The 14,317-nt window shown below is 35.3% G+C and carries 12 protein-coding genes and 3 pseudogenes; 5 read left to right on the top strand and 10 right to left on the bottom strand.

Annotated elements, in window-relative coordinates; genetic code table 11:
• Positions 1-296 precede the first annotated feature (296 nt).
• Together MVE64_RS27910 and MVE64_RS27905 are read left to right on the top strand one after the other, a co-directional pair.
• Positions 297-905 carry an ROK family transcriptional regulator gene (locus MVE64_RS27910; RefSeq protein WP_345740675.1) on the top strand — a complete coding sequence of 203 codons (609 nt, stop codon included), beginning with the start codon at positions 297-299 and terminating at the stop codon, positions 903-905.
• Complete coding sequence (locus tag MVE64_RS27905; RefSeq protein WP_345740674.1) at positions 883-1,383, top strand: ROK family protein; 501 nt, start codon at positions 883-885, stop codon at positions 1,381-1,383. Before MVE64_RS27910 ends, MVE64_RS27905 begins: the two co-directional genes overlap by 23 nt.
• 470 nt (positions 1,384-1,853) lie before the next feature.
• Here MVE64_RS27905 and MVE64_RS21385 read toward each other — a convergent pair whose 3' ends face one another.
• From MVE64_RS21385 to MVE64_RS21370, 4 genes are all read right to left on the bottom strand, one after another.
• Positions 1,854-3,005: a glycerate kinase gene (locus tag MVE64_RS21385; protein ID WP_247341163.1), complete on the bottom strand. Its 1,152-nt coding sequence runs from the start codon at positions 3,003-3,005 to the stop codon at positions 1,854-1,856.
• Positions 3,006-3,083: 78 nt separating this feature from the next.
• Positions 3,084-3,809 (bottom strand): DHHA1 domain-containing protein, encoded by a 726-nt coding sequence (locus MVE64_RS21380; RefSeq protein ID WP_247341161.1) that lies wholly within the window; start codon positions 3,807-3,809, stop codon positions 3,084-3,086.
• Positions 3,758-4,282 (bottom strand): alanine--tRNA ligase-related protein, encoded by a 525-nt coding sequence (locus MVE64_RS21375; RefSeq protein WP_247341159.1) that lies wholly within the window; start codon positions 4,280-4,282, stop codon positions 3,758-3,760. Before MVE64_RS21375 ends, MVE64_RS21380 begins: the two co-directional genes overlap by 52 nt.
• 149 nt (positions 4,283-4,431) lie before the next feature.
• Complete coding sequence (locus tag MVE64_RS21370) at positions 4,432-4,662, bottom strand: hypothetical protein (protein WP_247341157.1); 231 nt, start codon at positions 4,660-4,662, stop codon at positions 4,432-4,434.
• 147 nt (positions 4,663-4,809) lie between these two features.
• On the opposite strand from MVE64_RS21370, the gene MVE64_RS21365 reads away from it, so the two are divergent.
• Entirely contained in the window at positions 4,810-5,067 is a 258-nt protein-coding gene (locus MVE64_RS21365; RefSeq protein ID WP_247341156.1) for an alpha/beta-type small acid-soluble spore protein, read from the top strand.
• Positions 5,068-5,100: 33 nt separating this feature from the next.
• Here the strand turns inward: MVE64_RS21365 and MVE64_RS21360 are convergent, their stop codons facing one another.
• Positions 5,101-5,823, bottom strand: a complete 723-nt coding sequence (locus MVE64_RS21360) for an HAD family hydrolase (protein ID WP_247341154.1) — start codon at positions 5,821-5,823, stop codon at positions 5,101-5,103.
• Positions 5,824-5,880: 57 nt separating this feature from the next.
• Positions 5,881-6,978, bottom strand: coding sequence for a GntR family transcriptional regulator (locus MVE64_RS21355; protein ID WP_247341152.1), 1,098 nt, complete (start codon positions 6,976-6,978; stop codon positions 5,881-5,883).
• Between the two features lie 413 nt (positions 6,979-7,391).
• Between MVE64_RS21355 and MVE64_RS21350 the strand changes: the two are divergent.
• Positions 7,392-8,751: pseudogene (locus MVE64_RS21350) on the top strand (YjiH family protein).
• Between the two features lie 103 nt (positions 8,752-8,854).
• Here MVE64_RS21350 and MVE64_RS21345 read toward each other — a convergent pair.
• The 3 genes and pseudogenes from MVE64_RS21345 to MVE64_RS21335 all read right to left on the bottom strand — a co-directional run bounded on the left by MVE64_RS21345 (position 8,855) and on the right by MVE64_RS21335 (position 11,684).
• Entirely contained in the window at positions 8,855-9,106 is a 252-nt protein-coding gene (locus MVE64_RS21345; protein ID WP_247341150.1) for a biotin/lipoyl-containing protein, read from the bottom strand.
• 46 nt (positions 9,107-9,152) lie between these two features.
• Positions 9,153-10,416: pseudogene (locus MVE64_RS21340) on the bottom strand (Glu/Leu/Phe/Val family dehydrogenase).
• Between the two features lie 74 nt (positions 10,417-10,490).
• Entirely contained in the window at positions 10,491-11,684 is a 1,194-nt protein-coding gene (locus MVE64_RS21335; RefSeq protein ID WP_247341148.1) for an ornithine--oxo-acid transaminase, read from the bottom strand.
• Between the two features lie 211 nt (positions 11,685-11,895).
• Here MVE64_RS21335 and MVE64_RS21330 point away from each other — a divergent pair, with 211 nt between their 5' ends.
• A complete protein-coding gene (locus tag MVE64_RS21330) occupies positions 11,896-13,311 on the top strand; it encodes a sigma-54 interaction domain-containing protein (RefSeq protein ID WP_247341146.1) in 1,416 nt (471 codons plus the stop codon).
• Between the two features lie 32 nt (positions 13,312-13,343).
• On the opposite strand, the pseudogene rocF reads toward MVE64_RS21330, so the two are convergent.
• Positions 13,344-14,253: pseudogene (gene rocF / locus MVE64_RS21325) on the bottom strand (arginase).
• Positions 14,254-14,317 lie beyond the last annotated feature (64 nt).

Below are 14,317 nucleotides of genomic sequence, written 5' to 3'. Positions count from 1 at the left end.
AACTCTTATTCTATTACATATGCATATGAAAAGATATGCATTGAAAATATACTTACTGCATATTTCCTTGATCGTATTAGAAAAACCTTAACATATAACTTACCAAGACCTATAAATAAGGAAACTAGTTTATGATATGAAAACAAAAAAGTTCGTCTGTTCATTAAACTAAGTTTATATTATAATTATATTTATCCGAAAACTTTGGAAACAGGTGAAAAAATTGAGTCAACTTACATGGAATCAACAAATTGTGAAGAAAAATAACACCTTGCTAGTTTTTCAAACTATAACAAATGAAGAAGCCCATTTCTAGGGCCGATATCGCTCAAAGAACAGGTTTAAATAAAGCCACTGTTTCTTCTCTTGTTAATGAGCTATTAACTAAAGATTTTGTCTATGAATCAGGACCAGGAGAATCTAGCGGAGGAAGAAGACCTGTACTTCTTCATTACAATGTGAATGCCGGATATTCTATTGGCATAGATTTGGGTGTTAATTATATCTTGGGGGTTGTAACAGATCTAAAAGGAAAGATACTATTAGAAAAAACAGTAAAAGTAAATGAACACACTTTTATAGAAGTTACAGAACAAATTAAACAGGTTATCCATTCTTTAATAAAAGATCTCCCTAAAACACCTTACGGAATCATAGGAATCGGGTTAGGTATACCTGGAATTGTTGATAAACAAGGTGAAATACGAGTTGCTCCAAATCTCGGTTGGAAAAACAGCGATATAAAAACACTCTTAGAAGAAGAATTTCAGATTCCCGTTATTGTCGAGAACGAAGCAAATGCTGGAGCGTATGGAGAAAAGCAATTTGGAGTTGGTCAGGATTATAAGAATATTGTTTATGTAAGCGCAGGAATTGGAATTGGTGTTGAGGCTTATATTAAATAATGAGCTGTACCAAGGTCTCCATGGTTTCTCTGGCGAAATGGGACATATGGTCATCAATATGAATGGAATCCCTTGTAGCTGTGGAAGTAAAGGATGTTGGGAAGCTTATGCATCTGAACACGCTCTGTTAAAGAGTGCAGGCTCTGATTCAACCCTTGAATCATTAATAGACAAAGCAAACAACCAAGATGAAAAAGCAATCGCGCTTTTTAAAGAAACAGGCCAATATATAGGATACGGAATCAACAATATTATAAACACATTTAACCCCGAACAAATTATTATAGGGAATCGTTTAGCAATGGCCCAAACATGGATAAAGCAATCCATGCTGGATATTATTTATTCACACTCTCTTTCTTTTCAACAGCAAGATCTACAAATTAGTTTTTCTAAGCATTCCACCCATTCAGCAGCTTTAGGTGTAGCAGCCATTACAACCGAGAGCTTTATACAACGGGAATTACAGGATTATTAAGTTTTTGTCATATTCCTAGATAGTTATGTTAGACGTTAAGAAAATCGCCGATTCTTAGAATCGGTTTTTCTTTATGTAAAATGCATTCCAATTCAGTTAAGACAACTTCAAAAGACACCCTATAGATTGCAAACATAAATAAAAATCCGATTCCCATTGGGAACCGGATTAAATGTTAAAGTAAGGTGCCGCGATTGCCGCATCGTAAGTTATAGAGTTTTAAACCACCACTCCTACAAGTGGGTGTTCGCAGAAGGTTTCATATCGTCCTCTACATAATGGAGGCTTGATAGTCCGTCTTCAATGTAAAACTCCCTATTTCAGCTTAAAGGTTAAAACTTTATAAGAAATGCGTACAGCGCAGCTTGTATAGTTATAATACTAGAAATTGTAGGTGAATGCAATAGGAGATTTTTCCATCCCCATTACTTTAGGGATAAACCTTTTCATAAACCCATGTTACTTACCTATTAACTCTTTTTAATGGTGACTATAGGTAAGGTAAGCAATTTCATAATAGATTCAGCACGATCAGCAATCCACTGGGCAGAATGTTCAAATGCTTCCTCTAAAGAGCAAGGGCCAGGCACAATTGAAAAGGCAGCCAATATTCCTAATTCATCTAGCTCTTTTCGACTCAATTGAATTGTACCACATAGTCCTATTACCGGAACCTTCTTTTCTTTTGCTTTAATCGCTACTCCTTTTATTACTTTTCCAGATAATGTTTGTGAATCTAATTTTCCCTCACCTGTAATAAGTAAATCCGTATGTTCTAGTATAGTATCAAACTGTATTTCTTCTAATATCACGTCAATCCCCGATCTTAGCTTTGCATTGCAAAAAGCAAGTAAGGCAGCTCCCATACCTCCAGCTGCACCACCACCAACCAAATCTCTCATATTGATGTTCTTTTTACTTAAAACTACTTCACTAAAATGAAACAAAGCTTGATCAAGCTGATGCACCATTTTTGGTGTTGCTCCTTTTTGAGGTCCAAAAACTGCTGAAGCACCATTCGGTCCACAAAGAGGATTTGTTACATCGCTAGCAATTGTTATTGTTGACTCAAATAATCTTGGATCTAAATGTGTGTCATCATAAAACGCAAGATCTATTAAGGAAGCTCCACCATCTTTTAGCACTTCATTAGAGCTATTATAGAATTCTACTCCTAGTGCCCTAAGCATTCCAACACCACCATCATTTGTTGCACTACCACCTAGTCCAATAATGAATTGACGATAACCCGCGTCTAAGGCATGCTTTATTAGTTCACCAGTACCATAGCTAGTTGAAATCATTGGATTTTTTTCTGTATCTTTTAATAGAGGAAGTCCTGATGCTTGTGCCATCTCAATCACAACTGTTTTTTTATCTCCTAAAACCCCATAAACTGCATTAACTTCTGCATTTAAAGGACCACGGACATTAGCACGAATCAACTGACCATTACTCGCAGCCACCAGGTTGTCAACAGTCCCTTCCCCTCCATCAGCTAGAGGCAGGAGACAAACCTTTGCATTTGGATGAACGCGTATAATTCCTTCTTTAACGGCCAGACAAATATCATACGCTGAAATTGATCCTTTAAATGAATCTGGAGCAACGATTATTTTCAACTTGATCGTCTCCTTTTTATTTCTATTGTTAAAACAGTCAATGAAGCACTCTCTTACATTTAGGCTAAAATTACCTTACTATACCTGATGAGTTAACACTCTCATTAGCTCTTTCATCACCTGATCTGGTGGTAACATTCGATCTCCGCCACCTTGAACAAAGAAAGGCTTTCCACCGCCTTTACCGTTAATTAACGGTAATACCTCTTTTAAGACAGAGTTCATATTAATGTTAGTATTATCACTTCTAGCACATACAAGCTGCAGCTTCTCTTGATGTTCAGTTATAAACATAACAATAACATCTGGATATGCAATTAAGTCCCTTGCTAAAGTTTGCAATTCACTTAATGTACGATCTTGAAATATGTTAGAAATTAGAAAAAATCCATTCCACTTTACCGCATTGTCTAATCTTTCTTTTACTTCATATCGGATTAATTTATTTGATAAATCTTTTACCTGCTCTTCTAATTCCTTAGTATGATGTAAAAGCTTTAAAACAGCATTAGGAATCATATCCTGCCGAGCACTTAATTGTGTTGTCAATGTTTGTATTACTTCATTTTTTTGATGAAGCTGTCTTGTTACTCTACCACCACAAACAAACTGAACACGCGTATATTTTTTCTGTTTTTCACATGTTAGTATTTTTAATAAGCTAACCTCACCTGTTGATCTAGGATGAGTTCCACCACAGCCGTTGTAATCATATTCTGGAATAATCACAAGTCGAATATGTTCACTAACAGCTAATTCTTTCCGAAGGGGTAAACCTGATAATTCCTCTTTTTTTCCACCCATTTTATCAAAATGGGTCTATTCTCTAAGATAATTTTATTTGCCAATGTTTCCGCTTTATGTATTTCTTCATCTGTAAGGGATGACGTATCAAGATCGATCGTACATATTTCTTCACCCAGGTGAAAGCTTAATGTTTTATAGCCTAGGTTGTCCTCAAAAGCAGCAGTTAGAATATGTTGCCCGGCATGTTGTTGCATATGATCAAACCTTCGATCCCAATCAATTACACCGTTTACTTCTTCCACATCTATACTAGTTTCCATATAGTGACGAATCTCACCATCAACCTCTTCCACCTTTAGCACGTTTATATCATTTAATGTTCCTTTATCAAATGGTTGCCCACCACCTGTTGGATAAAAGGCAGTTTCTTGTAATACAACAAAAAAGCCGGATTCATCATGGTTGCTTTTAATCACTTTCGATGAAAATTCAGTTTGATAAACATCATCATAATATAGCTTTTTAGTCATATAGGCCACTCTCTTCTACAGATCTTATTTAAGAAAACTTTGTCAGAAAAAATCATGGAACAAGTGTATAGGAAGCATCCAACACACGCCTATCAATTGACAAGTTTGCTTTATTTTTACTATATCATAAGAACAAGAGATCTTCAGGACTACTCACCTATATTATTCTCAAACCACTCTTGTAACTGTTTTAAAGATGTAAACGTGAATATCTCTTCTCCGTTTTGACCGTTATCGTCCCCTGCATTTCCTCTTAATGTGATTTGACCCTCATCTTCTGAAAGCAATATCGCATAAGGATGCTCAACATTTATATATCTTGAATCAAGGTCTTGATCAAGCCACCTTTTACTTTTTAAAAAATCATGACAATGTTCCAATGGAAATCCTCCTTTTTTCTTATTCATTTTTTATTGTTGACTTATTAAGTTATAAAAATCATTCATTTATGACAGAAAAATAGTAATAAAATATTTCCTCATAGAAAAAACTTACGATAGAGAAACTGATATCAAGGGGGTTATATAATGGCAAATAAAAATAAGATACTTGTCCCTGAGGCAAGAGAACAAGTAAACCAATTAAAAGCAAGAGTTGCAAATACAACTAAACCTGAGCAGGCAAAATATGAAGCAGCAAAAGAATTAGGGATCCCTTTGCATGAGGGGGACAATGGAAACTTATTATCCAAACAAGCTGGAAAAGTTGGTGGCAGGCTTGGTGGCGATATGGTCCGAGAAATGATTAAGCTAGCTGAGCGACAGTTGAAGAAACAAGGGCATTGAATCATTGTTTATTTATAAACAAAAAACAAGGGTTTAATTATGCCCTTGTTTTTCATCAAAAAGTAAAAACTCTTTTTCATTCATAATGATCTCATTTGGTACATGCTTTGTTTGTGCTTGTCGATTTCGATGATTAAACCAAACACACTTCCACCCTACTTCAATTGGCGGAACAATGTCATTTTCCCAAGTATCTCCGATGTATAGGCATTTACCTGGGTTAATATTCATTTTCGTATGAACATGTTCAAACACACGGTTATCAGGCTTAGCCATTCCAATTCCATCTGAAATAAAAATGTGCTCAATTGGAATCAACTGATCTATTTTTAGTGCTTTTAATTTGTTCATTTGATGATTCACAGGTCCATTTGTAATAATTCCAACGAACGGTTTAGTTTCTATTAATTGCTTTAACAATAAGAGAACAGTTTCAAATGGTTTTATTTGTTGTTGCTCTTGTTCATAACGCTCTTGTATAGCTAATGCTTGATCGTCTGAAATAGATATTTGATAATCTAAAAATGAACGTGTTAGTCGTTGTATTCTTAATTCTTCAAGACTTAATTCACCTTTTACATGTTCCTTCCAAAGAAGGTCACTATAATGTCTGACTTTTTTATAAAATTCCTCTGCCTTTGAACGAGGTAAACCAACTTGATAATATTCAAGTGCATTTTGGAAAGGCAATAATGAATCATATAGAGTATCGTCCAAATCGAAAAAAACGGCTTCAGCATTTTTTATACTATTCATATCCCGCACTCCCGTATTTCTATATCCCTTTTTATTTAAACAAAAAAAGAATAGGTTTTACTTTGAAATATCTTTGGTTGAACTTCGAATAACTAATTCAGGCTGATAAACTTTTTGATAAGTACCAGCTTTATCTCTATTTTCTACTGCAGAAACAACCCATTTTGCCGCCTCAACTCCCATTTCCATTTTCGGATGAGTTACAGACGTAATTTTAGTCTCAGAAGCTTCGGCTAAATAGGAATCATCATACCCTACAATAGAAATATCTTCAGGAACCTTTAATCCCAGTTCACGCAATAAATTAAGAACACTGATAGCTACCTCATCGTTATAACACACAATTCCAGTTGGTCTTTCTCCAGATAATAGAACACCTTTAAGTTTGTTTAAAAACTCCTCTTCTTTTTGCTCTGTTGTATACGTAATAATCATTTCAGGAAAGAACGCAATATTTTTTTCTCTAAAAGCTCTAATGAACCCCTGCATACGATTTAAACCCTGAATATCATCGCTTTTGAATAAGCCGATCACCTTTCGATGGCCTAGACCAATAAGATGATCTGTTGCAATATATCCACCTTTTTCATCGTCTAAAATGATATGCGGAGGATTTAATTGTGGGTAGTACTGATTGATCATTAAAAAAGGTGTATTATTTTGCTCCATTTGCAAATAGTAATGTAAATTTGGATTATAACTACTACTTCTAGTTGGTTCTACAATCAGGCCATCTACATTTCTATTTATCATTGTTTCAAGGCATTGTCTTTCTTTTTCAGGGTTGTTATCAGTACAAGCAAAGGTTAACGAATAACCTTGTTGTGAGAGATGTGATTCAATTCCTTTAATAATGGATGGAAATATGTAATCAGTAATATATGTTGTTATTACACCAATATTTTTACCAGTTGGAGGCATACGTTTAGCTTCTGTCCTGCGATTTGCGACAAACGTTCCTGCACCCTGTTCTCGATATAAATACCCCTCATGAACCAAATCTCCTACAGCTTGTCTAACTGTATGTCTACTAACTTCAAACATTTTGACAAGTTCATTTTCTGAATAGATCTTTTCTCCTGGTAAAACCTTTCCCTCATTAATCCATTCTTTAATTTTTTGTTTTACCATCCCGACTTTCGTTTGTTGCGCCATTATGTCACCACTTTCAGCTTGTATGTTACCGTATAACTTATTCGTACAACTGCTTTCATTATTATATACTACTAAGGACTATTAATAAAACGTTAATTATTATAGCAAACTGTTAGATATATTCATCTTATTTTAAAAGAAAACATTTCATCAGCAAAATTTTTTTGCACATAAATGCCACCTTATTTGGCAGTTTATCTTTCTTTCAAATAGAATAAGTGAGAAAATAGACTGGTTCTTTTCTTGGCATAAAAATTGCATAATATTTAGTAGAAATTAGATAGTAGGTTTACCTTGAGAGTAAGAAGGGTTTTTATCAAATATACGATAAAGACCTTTAGTAACTCCATATTTAAGATTGGTTCATACGTCGGAGAAACCCGTATAAAAGGAGAGGTGTTTTTGTGGAAAAAATGTTAAAAAAGGAAGTTGAGCAAAGAAATACATATAAGACAATCGATTATTTACAGTTCATTATCCCATCATTACTAGGAATTTTACTCTTTGTCATTCCTATATCAATTAACGGAGAAATATCTGTTACAGTTGCACTACTAGCAAATTTTATTCAAACTCTTCTTGGAGAAACATTGCCCTATATCGCAACATTTATTATATTTTTTACTGCTGTAGTCTCTTTGTATACGAAGGTTTTTCAACCCAAAAAAATGATCAACCAACCATTTTTAAATAAACTCTTTAATGTGTCCTGGATTTGGCAAATAACGAGAGTATTAGGGATGATTTTCTCAGTTTCTGCTTTATTCCGTATAGGTCCTTCTGCCGTGTGGAGTGAAAATACAGGTGGATTGCTTTTATACGATTTAATTCCTGTCTTGTTTTCAGTCTTTCTTTTTGCAGGTATACTTCTACCTCTGCTTCTCGATTTTGGGTTATTAGAGTTATGTGGAGCACTTTTTACAAAAGTAATGAGACCACTATTCACACTTCCTGGACGATCATCTATTGATTGCCTAGCTTCTTGGCTCGGTGATGGTACAATAGGAGTACTTTTAACTAATAAACAATATGAAGATGGCTATTATACAAAGCGCGAAGCAGCGGTTATCGGTACAACCTTTTCCGTTGTATCCATTACCTTTACAATCGTCATTATGTCGTATTTAGAGTTGGAAGCATACTTTGGCAGTTTTTACCTAACTATTGTACTTGCAGGTATCGCATGTGCACTTATTAGTCCAAGAATCCCTCCTATCACGCAAATCTAATACTTATATTGGTGAAGTCGATAAAGAGGATGAGCTAATTCCTCCTGGTGTGTCAAGCTTCAAATGGGGGGTCAACCGTGCTGTTCAAGAAGCAAAAAAAGTTAACTATTCGAATGTCATAAAAGGTGGAGTTGAGAATGTAGTTGATATGTGGTTAGGTGTTTTACCAATTGTTATGGCAATCGGTACACTTGCACTAATCATTGCTGAATACACACCATTATTCAGTATTCTTGGTACTCCATTTATTCCATTATTGGAGATGATGCAAATTCCTGAGGCAGCAGAAGCATCACAAACGATGGTGATTGGATTTGCAGATATGTTTTTGCCGGCTATCATTGGAAGTGGAATTGAAAGTGAAATGACACGTTTTGTCATTGGTTGTTTATCGATCACACAATTAATATATATGTCAGAGGTCGGCGGGTTGCTTTTAGGATCTAAACTTCCGGTTTCTTTCCTTGATTTAGTGATTATCTTCCTTCAACGTACAATTATTTCTCTACCAATTATTGTACTAATGGCACACATTGTATTTTAATCTTTATTTTTGAAAAGATAGATTAACTAAAGAAAAGAAGCCCTATTCCAAAACAGGAACGGGGCTTCTTTATTGATTTTTCCTGAGTCTAGAAGCTTTTCAATTAATCAGACCCAGTTATTTTATTATCATCATGCAATCTAGCTAATAATGAACACCTGTAGACAGGATCTCCAGCCTTCACAGAAATATCCTTTACTAAGCCACTGGCACCAATTGTTATATTCACTACATTTCCTTTATCTGTTTTGATCTGAAAAAGTGTTTCCCATTCATAAACATACTCATTTTCATTAATACAAACTTGTGAGACAACTCCATCATCAAGACTTTCAATAGAATAAATAGGATTCATACTAACCTTCCACTCCTTATTTATAACAAGTATAAAAAGCCTTTTCTTACACCCATCCTCTATATCTTGATGCTTCAGCCATCATTCGAACTCCAACCATATAGGCTGCTAACCTCATGTTAACATTTCTGGACTCAGCAAGTTCATAGACTTGATTAAAAGATTCAATTAATACTTTATTTAACTTTTGTAATACCTCTTCTTCTGACCAGTAATAACCCTGATTATTTTGCACCCATTCGAAATAAGAAACAGTAACACCACCAGCACTTGCCAACACATCAGGTACGAGTAATATACCTTTATCAGATAGTATCTTTGTTGCTTCCCAGGTAGTTGGACCATTAGCTGCTTCTACAACAATCTTAGCATTTATATCATTTGCATTTTCTGCAGTAATTTGATTTGATATAGCTGCCGGAACTAAAATATCACATTCTAACTTTAAGAGCTCTTCATTTGAAATCGTTTCATTGAAAAGTGTTGTTACTGTACCAAAACTATCTCTTCTATCCAATAGATACTCTATATCTAATCCATTTTGATCATACAAGGCTCCATGAGCATCTGAAATGCCAATCACTATAAATTTCTGCATCATTCATCATTTTCGCTAAAAAGCTACCTGCATTTCCAAAGCCTTGAATGACAACTTTTGCTCCTTTAAGCTCGATACCCTTTTTCTTTGCAGCTTCTTCGATACAGATGGTTACACCAAGTGCTGTTGCCTTTTCTCTACCATGAGATCCGCCCAATACTAAAGGTTTCCCTGTGATAAATCCTGGTGAATCATACTCACGTAAACGACTATATTCATCAACCATCCAAGCCATAATTTGTGAATTTGTATAAACATCAGGGGCTGGTATATCTTTGGTTGGTCCAACAATTTGACTAATAGCACGTACATATCCCCTGCTAAGCCGCTCTAATTCCATTTGAGACATATTTCTGGGATCACAAACAATCCCACCTTTTCCACCTCCATAAGGGAGACTGACAATTCCACATTTCAAGCTCATCCACATCGATAGGGCCTTTACCTCATCCTCGTCAACATGAGGATGAAAACGAATCCCACCCTTAGTCGGTCCTACAGCATCATTATGTTGCGCTCGATAGCCTGTAAAAATCTTTGTTGACCCATTATCCATTTTGACTGGAATTCTAACTGTTAACATTCTTAATGGTTCTTTTAATAATTCGTACATTTCTTCTGGATATCCTAAATGATTTAAGGCCTCTTTGATTACGACTTGTGTGGATGAAAATAAGTTTAAAACCTCATTTTTTTGAATAGTTGTATTCAATTGTCATCACCTCATATGGAATAAAAGCTTATAATCTTTCTTAATAAGATATAATTGACGAGCTTAAAAAACACTTATGATAGTACACGCTTAATACGATCAATCGCCCAATCTAGCTCCTCTTCATTTATAACTAATGGTGGGGCAAAACGAATAACAGTATCATGTGTTTCTTTACACAATAAACCATTTTCTTTTAACTTTTCACAATAACTACGTGCAGGCTCCGTTAACTCTACCCCAATAAACAAGCCTCTGCCTCTTATCTGTTTAATAATAGGATTGTTAATTTCCTTAAGACGTTCCACAAAATAGTTTCCTAGCTTCAATGAACGATCAACTAGCTTTTCTTCCTCTATTACATCAAGAGCAGCAATTGAAACAGCACACGCAAGAGGATTACCTCCAAATGTAGATCCGTGTGAGCCAGGGTTAAATACGCCTAAAACATCACGATTAGCTACCACACATGAAATTGGGAAAACTCCCCCACCTAGTGCTTTTCCTAAAATATACATATCAGGTACAACATCTTCCCAATCACAAGCAAACATTTTTCCAGATCGCGCTAATCCTGCTTGAATTTCATCAGCTACAAACAAAACATTGTTATCTTTACATACTTGATACGCTTCTTTTAAAAACCCTTCTCTTGGAATATTAATTCCGGCTTCACCTTGAATTGGCTCGAAAAGAAATCCTGCTGTTTGCGGGGTAATCGCTGCTTTTAGAGCTTCTACATCACCATAAGGAATTAGTTTAATTCCTGGCAACATCGGCCCAAATCCTTTACGATACTCTTCTTCAGAAGATAAAGAAACAGCTGTCATCGTACGTCCATGAAAGTTACCTTCACAAGCAATAATCTCTGCTTGATTATTAGCAATTCCTTTCACCTGATATCCCCATCGTCTTATTGCTTTTATTGCCGTTTCCACAGCCTCTGCCCCTGTATTCATTGGCAGTGCCATTTCCTTTTTGGTGATTCTTGCAATTCTCTCATACCATGGACCTAACTGATCATTATGAAAAGCACGGGATGTTAAGGTAACGCGGTCCGCCTGATCTTTTAATGCCTGAATAATCTTAGGATGTCTATGGCCTTGGTTAACGGCTGAATAAGCACTTAACATATCCAAATATTTGTTACCTTCAGGATCTTCCACCCATATACCCTCTGCTTTTGATATAACAATTGGTAGAGGATTATAGTTTTTTGCACCAAATTGTTCTGTCTGATTAATCACTTGTTCTGTTTTTGTTGTCATTATCTATTCCTCCTTGTAAATAATAAGTCATTTCTTATCTATCTATTATGCAATATCTATGCCAACATTAATTCCCCTGGTTTCATTGGTTACCCAGCACCCTAGCGCAAAATTTTTTCGCACCATCAAATCACCCTACTCACTTTTATGCAAAATATTATTGCACCCCTCTTTTATATGATCTATTCTTATTCTAGGAGGGTGGAAAAAAATGAAAATAGAAAATTTAACGAATGCTGAAATGCAAGCCATTATTCAAACTTTGGTGAATATGATCGACATCGGAATACATGTAGTAAATAAAGATGGTAAAACAATTATATATAATAAAAAAATGGCTGATATTGAAGAGATGGATCCAAATAACGTACACGGTAAAAATATTCTTGAACTATTTAAATTTAATAATGAGACTGAGAGTACTCTCATTTCAGCTTTACGAGGCAATGCTACAAAGAAGTCAAAACAAACGTATTTTACCCACAATGGTCAAGAAATTACGACAATTAATGATACCTGCCCTTTATATGATTCTACTCAGCAAATATGCGGAGCAATCGAAGTAGCCAAGGATATTACAAACCTTGAGCGAATTATTAGAGATAATATCCTTAAAAAGGGAGACACAAAATTCACGTTTGATCACATTATTGGAAAAAGTATAAAAATTGCAGAAGTAATTGAAGCTAGTAAACGAGCAACAAGAACTTCATCTTCAATCCTTATTGTCGGTGAAACCGGCACCGGGAAAGAGCTTTTTGCCCAAAGTATTCATAATGGGAGTAAGCGTTCTTCCTATCCATTTATTAGCCAAAATTGTGCTGCATTACCTGAAAGTTTAATAGAAGGTATTCTCTTTGGCACAAAAAAAGGAGCTTTTACCGGATCGATTGAAAGACCAGGTTTATTCGAGCAAGCTGAGGGTGGAACGTTGCTTCTTGATGAGATCAACTCGTTAGATCCAACTCTTCAAGCAAAGCTTCTTCGTGCTCTCCAAGAAAAAACCATTAGAAGAGTTGGAGATACAAAAGATAAGAAAATAGATGTTAGAGTTATTGCAACAATCAACGAAGATCCAATCGATGCCATTGCTAATGGCCATTTACGAAAAGATCTTTTTTATCGCTTAAGTGTTGTCTCATTATTCATCCCTCCACTAAGGGAACGTAAGGATGATACTCAAATACTTGCACAGTCATTTTTGAAAAAATTTAATTATTTATTTGACATGAACGTAAAGAGCATCAGCAAACATGTATTAGCTTTGTTTGAAGCCTATGATTGGCCTGGAAATGTCCGCGAACTTGAACACATCATTGAAGGTGCAATGAACTTGATGGAGCCTGAAGAAGTAATCATCGACGTTCCACATTTACCAATTTCCTTTAAGCAAAAAGCTACTGAATTTGTTGATTTAGCTGTATATGATGAAAATCAATTCTACGAAAAGGATAAAGAAGAATCAAAAGAACTCCTAACACTTGAAGACTATATGACAAATCGCGAAAAAGAATATCTTGAAAAAATATTAAAAGAGCACGACTATAATATCTCCCAAACCGCAAAGACGTTACAAATTAGTAGACAAAGTCTTCAATATCGTTTAAGAAAATTTAAACTTAAATAAAACTGATGAAGGGGATAATCCCCTTCGGTCTGTTATAATAATTTTTCACCAAAAAGTGAAGCCCATTAAAGCTACCGCGACAGTAGCTGTTTTATTTTTTTCATCTAAGATTGGATTAACCTCTACAAATTCAGCAGAAGTTATTAATTTGGATTCTTCTAAAATTTCCATTGCTAAGTGACTTTCTCTATAACTAATTCCACCTAAAACTGGCGTTCCAACTCCTGGTGCCTCATCCGGATCAAGTCCATCTAAATCAAGCGATAAATGTACTCCATCTATGTTTCTAGCTTTTAAATAATCGATTGCTTCTTCCATTACCTTTGTCATACCTAAACGATCAATTTCATGCATTGTATAAACTCTAATCCCTTTTTCACGGATAAGTATTTTCTCTCCTTCATCTAAAGAACGGGCACCAATGATCACGATGTTTTCCGCCTTAATTTTCGGGGAATATCCAGCTATATTTGTTAAATCTGGATGACCTATACCTAAACTTACTGCTAAAGGCATTCCATGAATATTACCTGATGGAGAGGTGTCTCCTGTATTCAAATCTCCGTGTGCATCATACCAAATGACACCCAGGTTATCATAATGCTTAGCAATTCCAGCTAGTGTACCAATTGCAATGCTATGATCACCACCAAACACTAATGGAAATGATCCCTTTGCTACAACCTCATCAACTGATTCAGCAAGCTTTTCACTAGCTTTCGTAACAGCCTTTAAGTATTTTAGATTATTTCCAAGGGTAGCTTCTTCATCTTTACCTGGTCTGCCAATCTCTATATCTCCCTTATCATGAATCTCATAATCTAATTGTTCTAACCTTTCTACAACACCTGCATAACGAATAGCACTAGGACCCATATCTACCCCACGTCTTGATTGTCCTAAGTCCATTGGTACCCCTATGATTGAAATATGTTTTTTCATCCAAAACCCCTCCTTTTTTCCAATTGTATCTTATGGGTAATTCTTGACTCAACTTGACAACTTT

The sequence above is a fragment of the Metabacillus endolithicus genome (assembly GCF_023078335.1).
GTDB classification, from domain to species: domain Bacteria; phylum Bacillota; class Bacilli; order Bacillales; family Bacillaceae; genus Metabacillus; species Metabacillus endolithicus.
Note: the sequence above shows the minus strand (reverse complement) of the source record. Positions and strands in the feature narration are given on the sequence as shown.

Bases quoted from the DNA above. Each gene is read 5' to 3' on its own strand.
- MVE64_RS27910 (WP_345740675.1), top strand. From the start codon at position 297: ATGAAGAAGCCCATTTCTAGGGCCGATATCGCTCAAAGAACAGGTTTA.
- MVE64_RS21380 (WP_247341161.1), bottom strand. From the start codon at position 3,809: ATGGGTGGAAAAAAAGAGGAATTATCAGGTTTACCCCTTCGGAAAGAA.
- MVE64_RS21375 (WP_247341159.1), bottom strand. From the start codon at position 4,282: ATGACTAAAAAGCTATATTATGATGATGTTTATCAAACTGAATTTTCA.
- MVE64_RS21365 (WP_247341156.1), top strand. From the start codon at position 4,810: ATGGCAAATAAAAATAAGATACTTGTCCCTGAGGCAAGAGAACAAGTA.
- MVE64_RS21360 (WP_247341154.1), bottom strand. From the start codon at position 5,823: ATGAATAGTATAAAAAATGCTGAAGCCGTTTTTTTCGATTTGGACGAT.
- MVE64_RS21355 (WP_247341152.1), bottom strand. From the start codon at position 6,978: ATGGCGCAACAAACGAAAGTCGGGATGGTAAAACAAAAAATTAAAGAA.
- MVE64_RS21345 (WP_247341150.1), bottom strand. From the start codon at position 9,106: ATGAATCCTATTTATTCTATTGAAAGTCTTGATGATGGAGTTGTCTCA.
- MVE64_RS21335 (WP_247341148.1), bottom strand. From the start codon at position 11,684: ATGACAACAAAAACAGAACAAGTGATTAATCAGACAGAACAATTTGGT.
- MVE64_RS21330 (WP_247341146.1), top strand. From the start codon at position 11,896: ATGAAAATAGAAAATTTAACGAATGCTGAAATGCAAGCCATTATTCAA.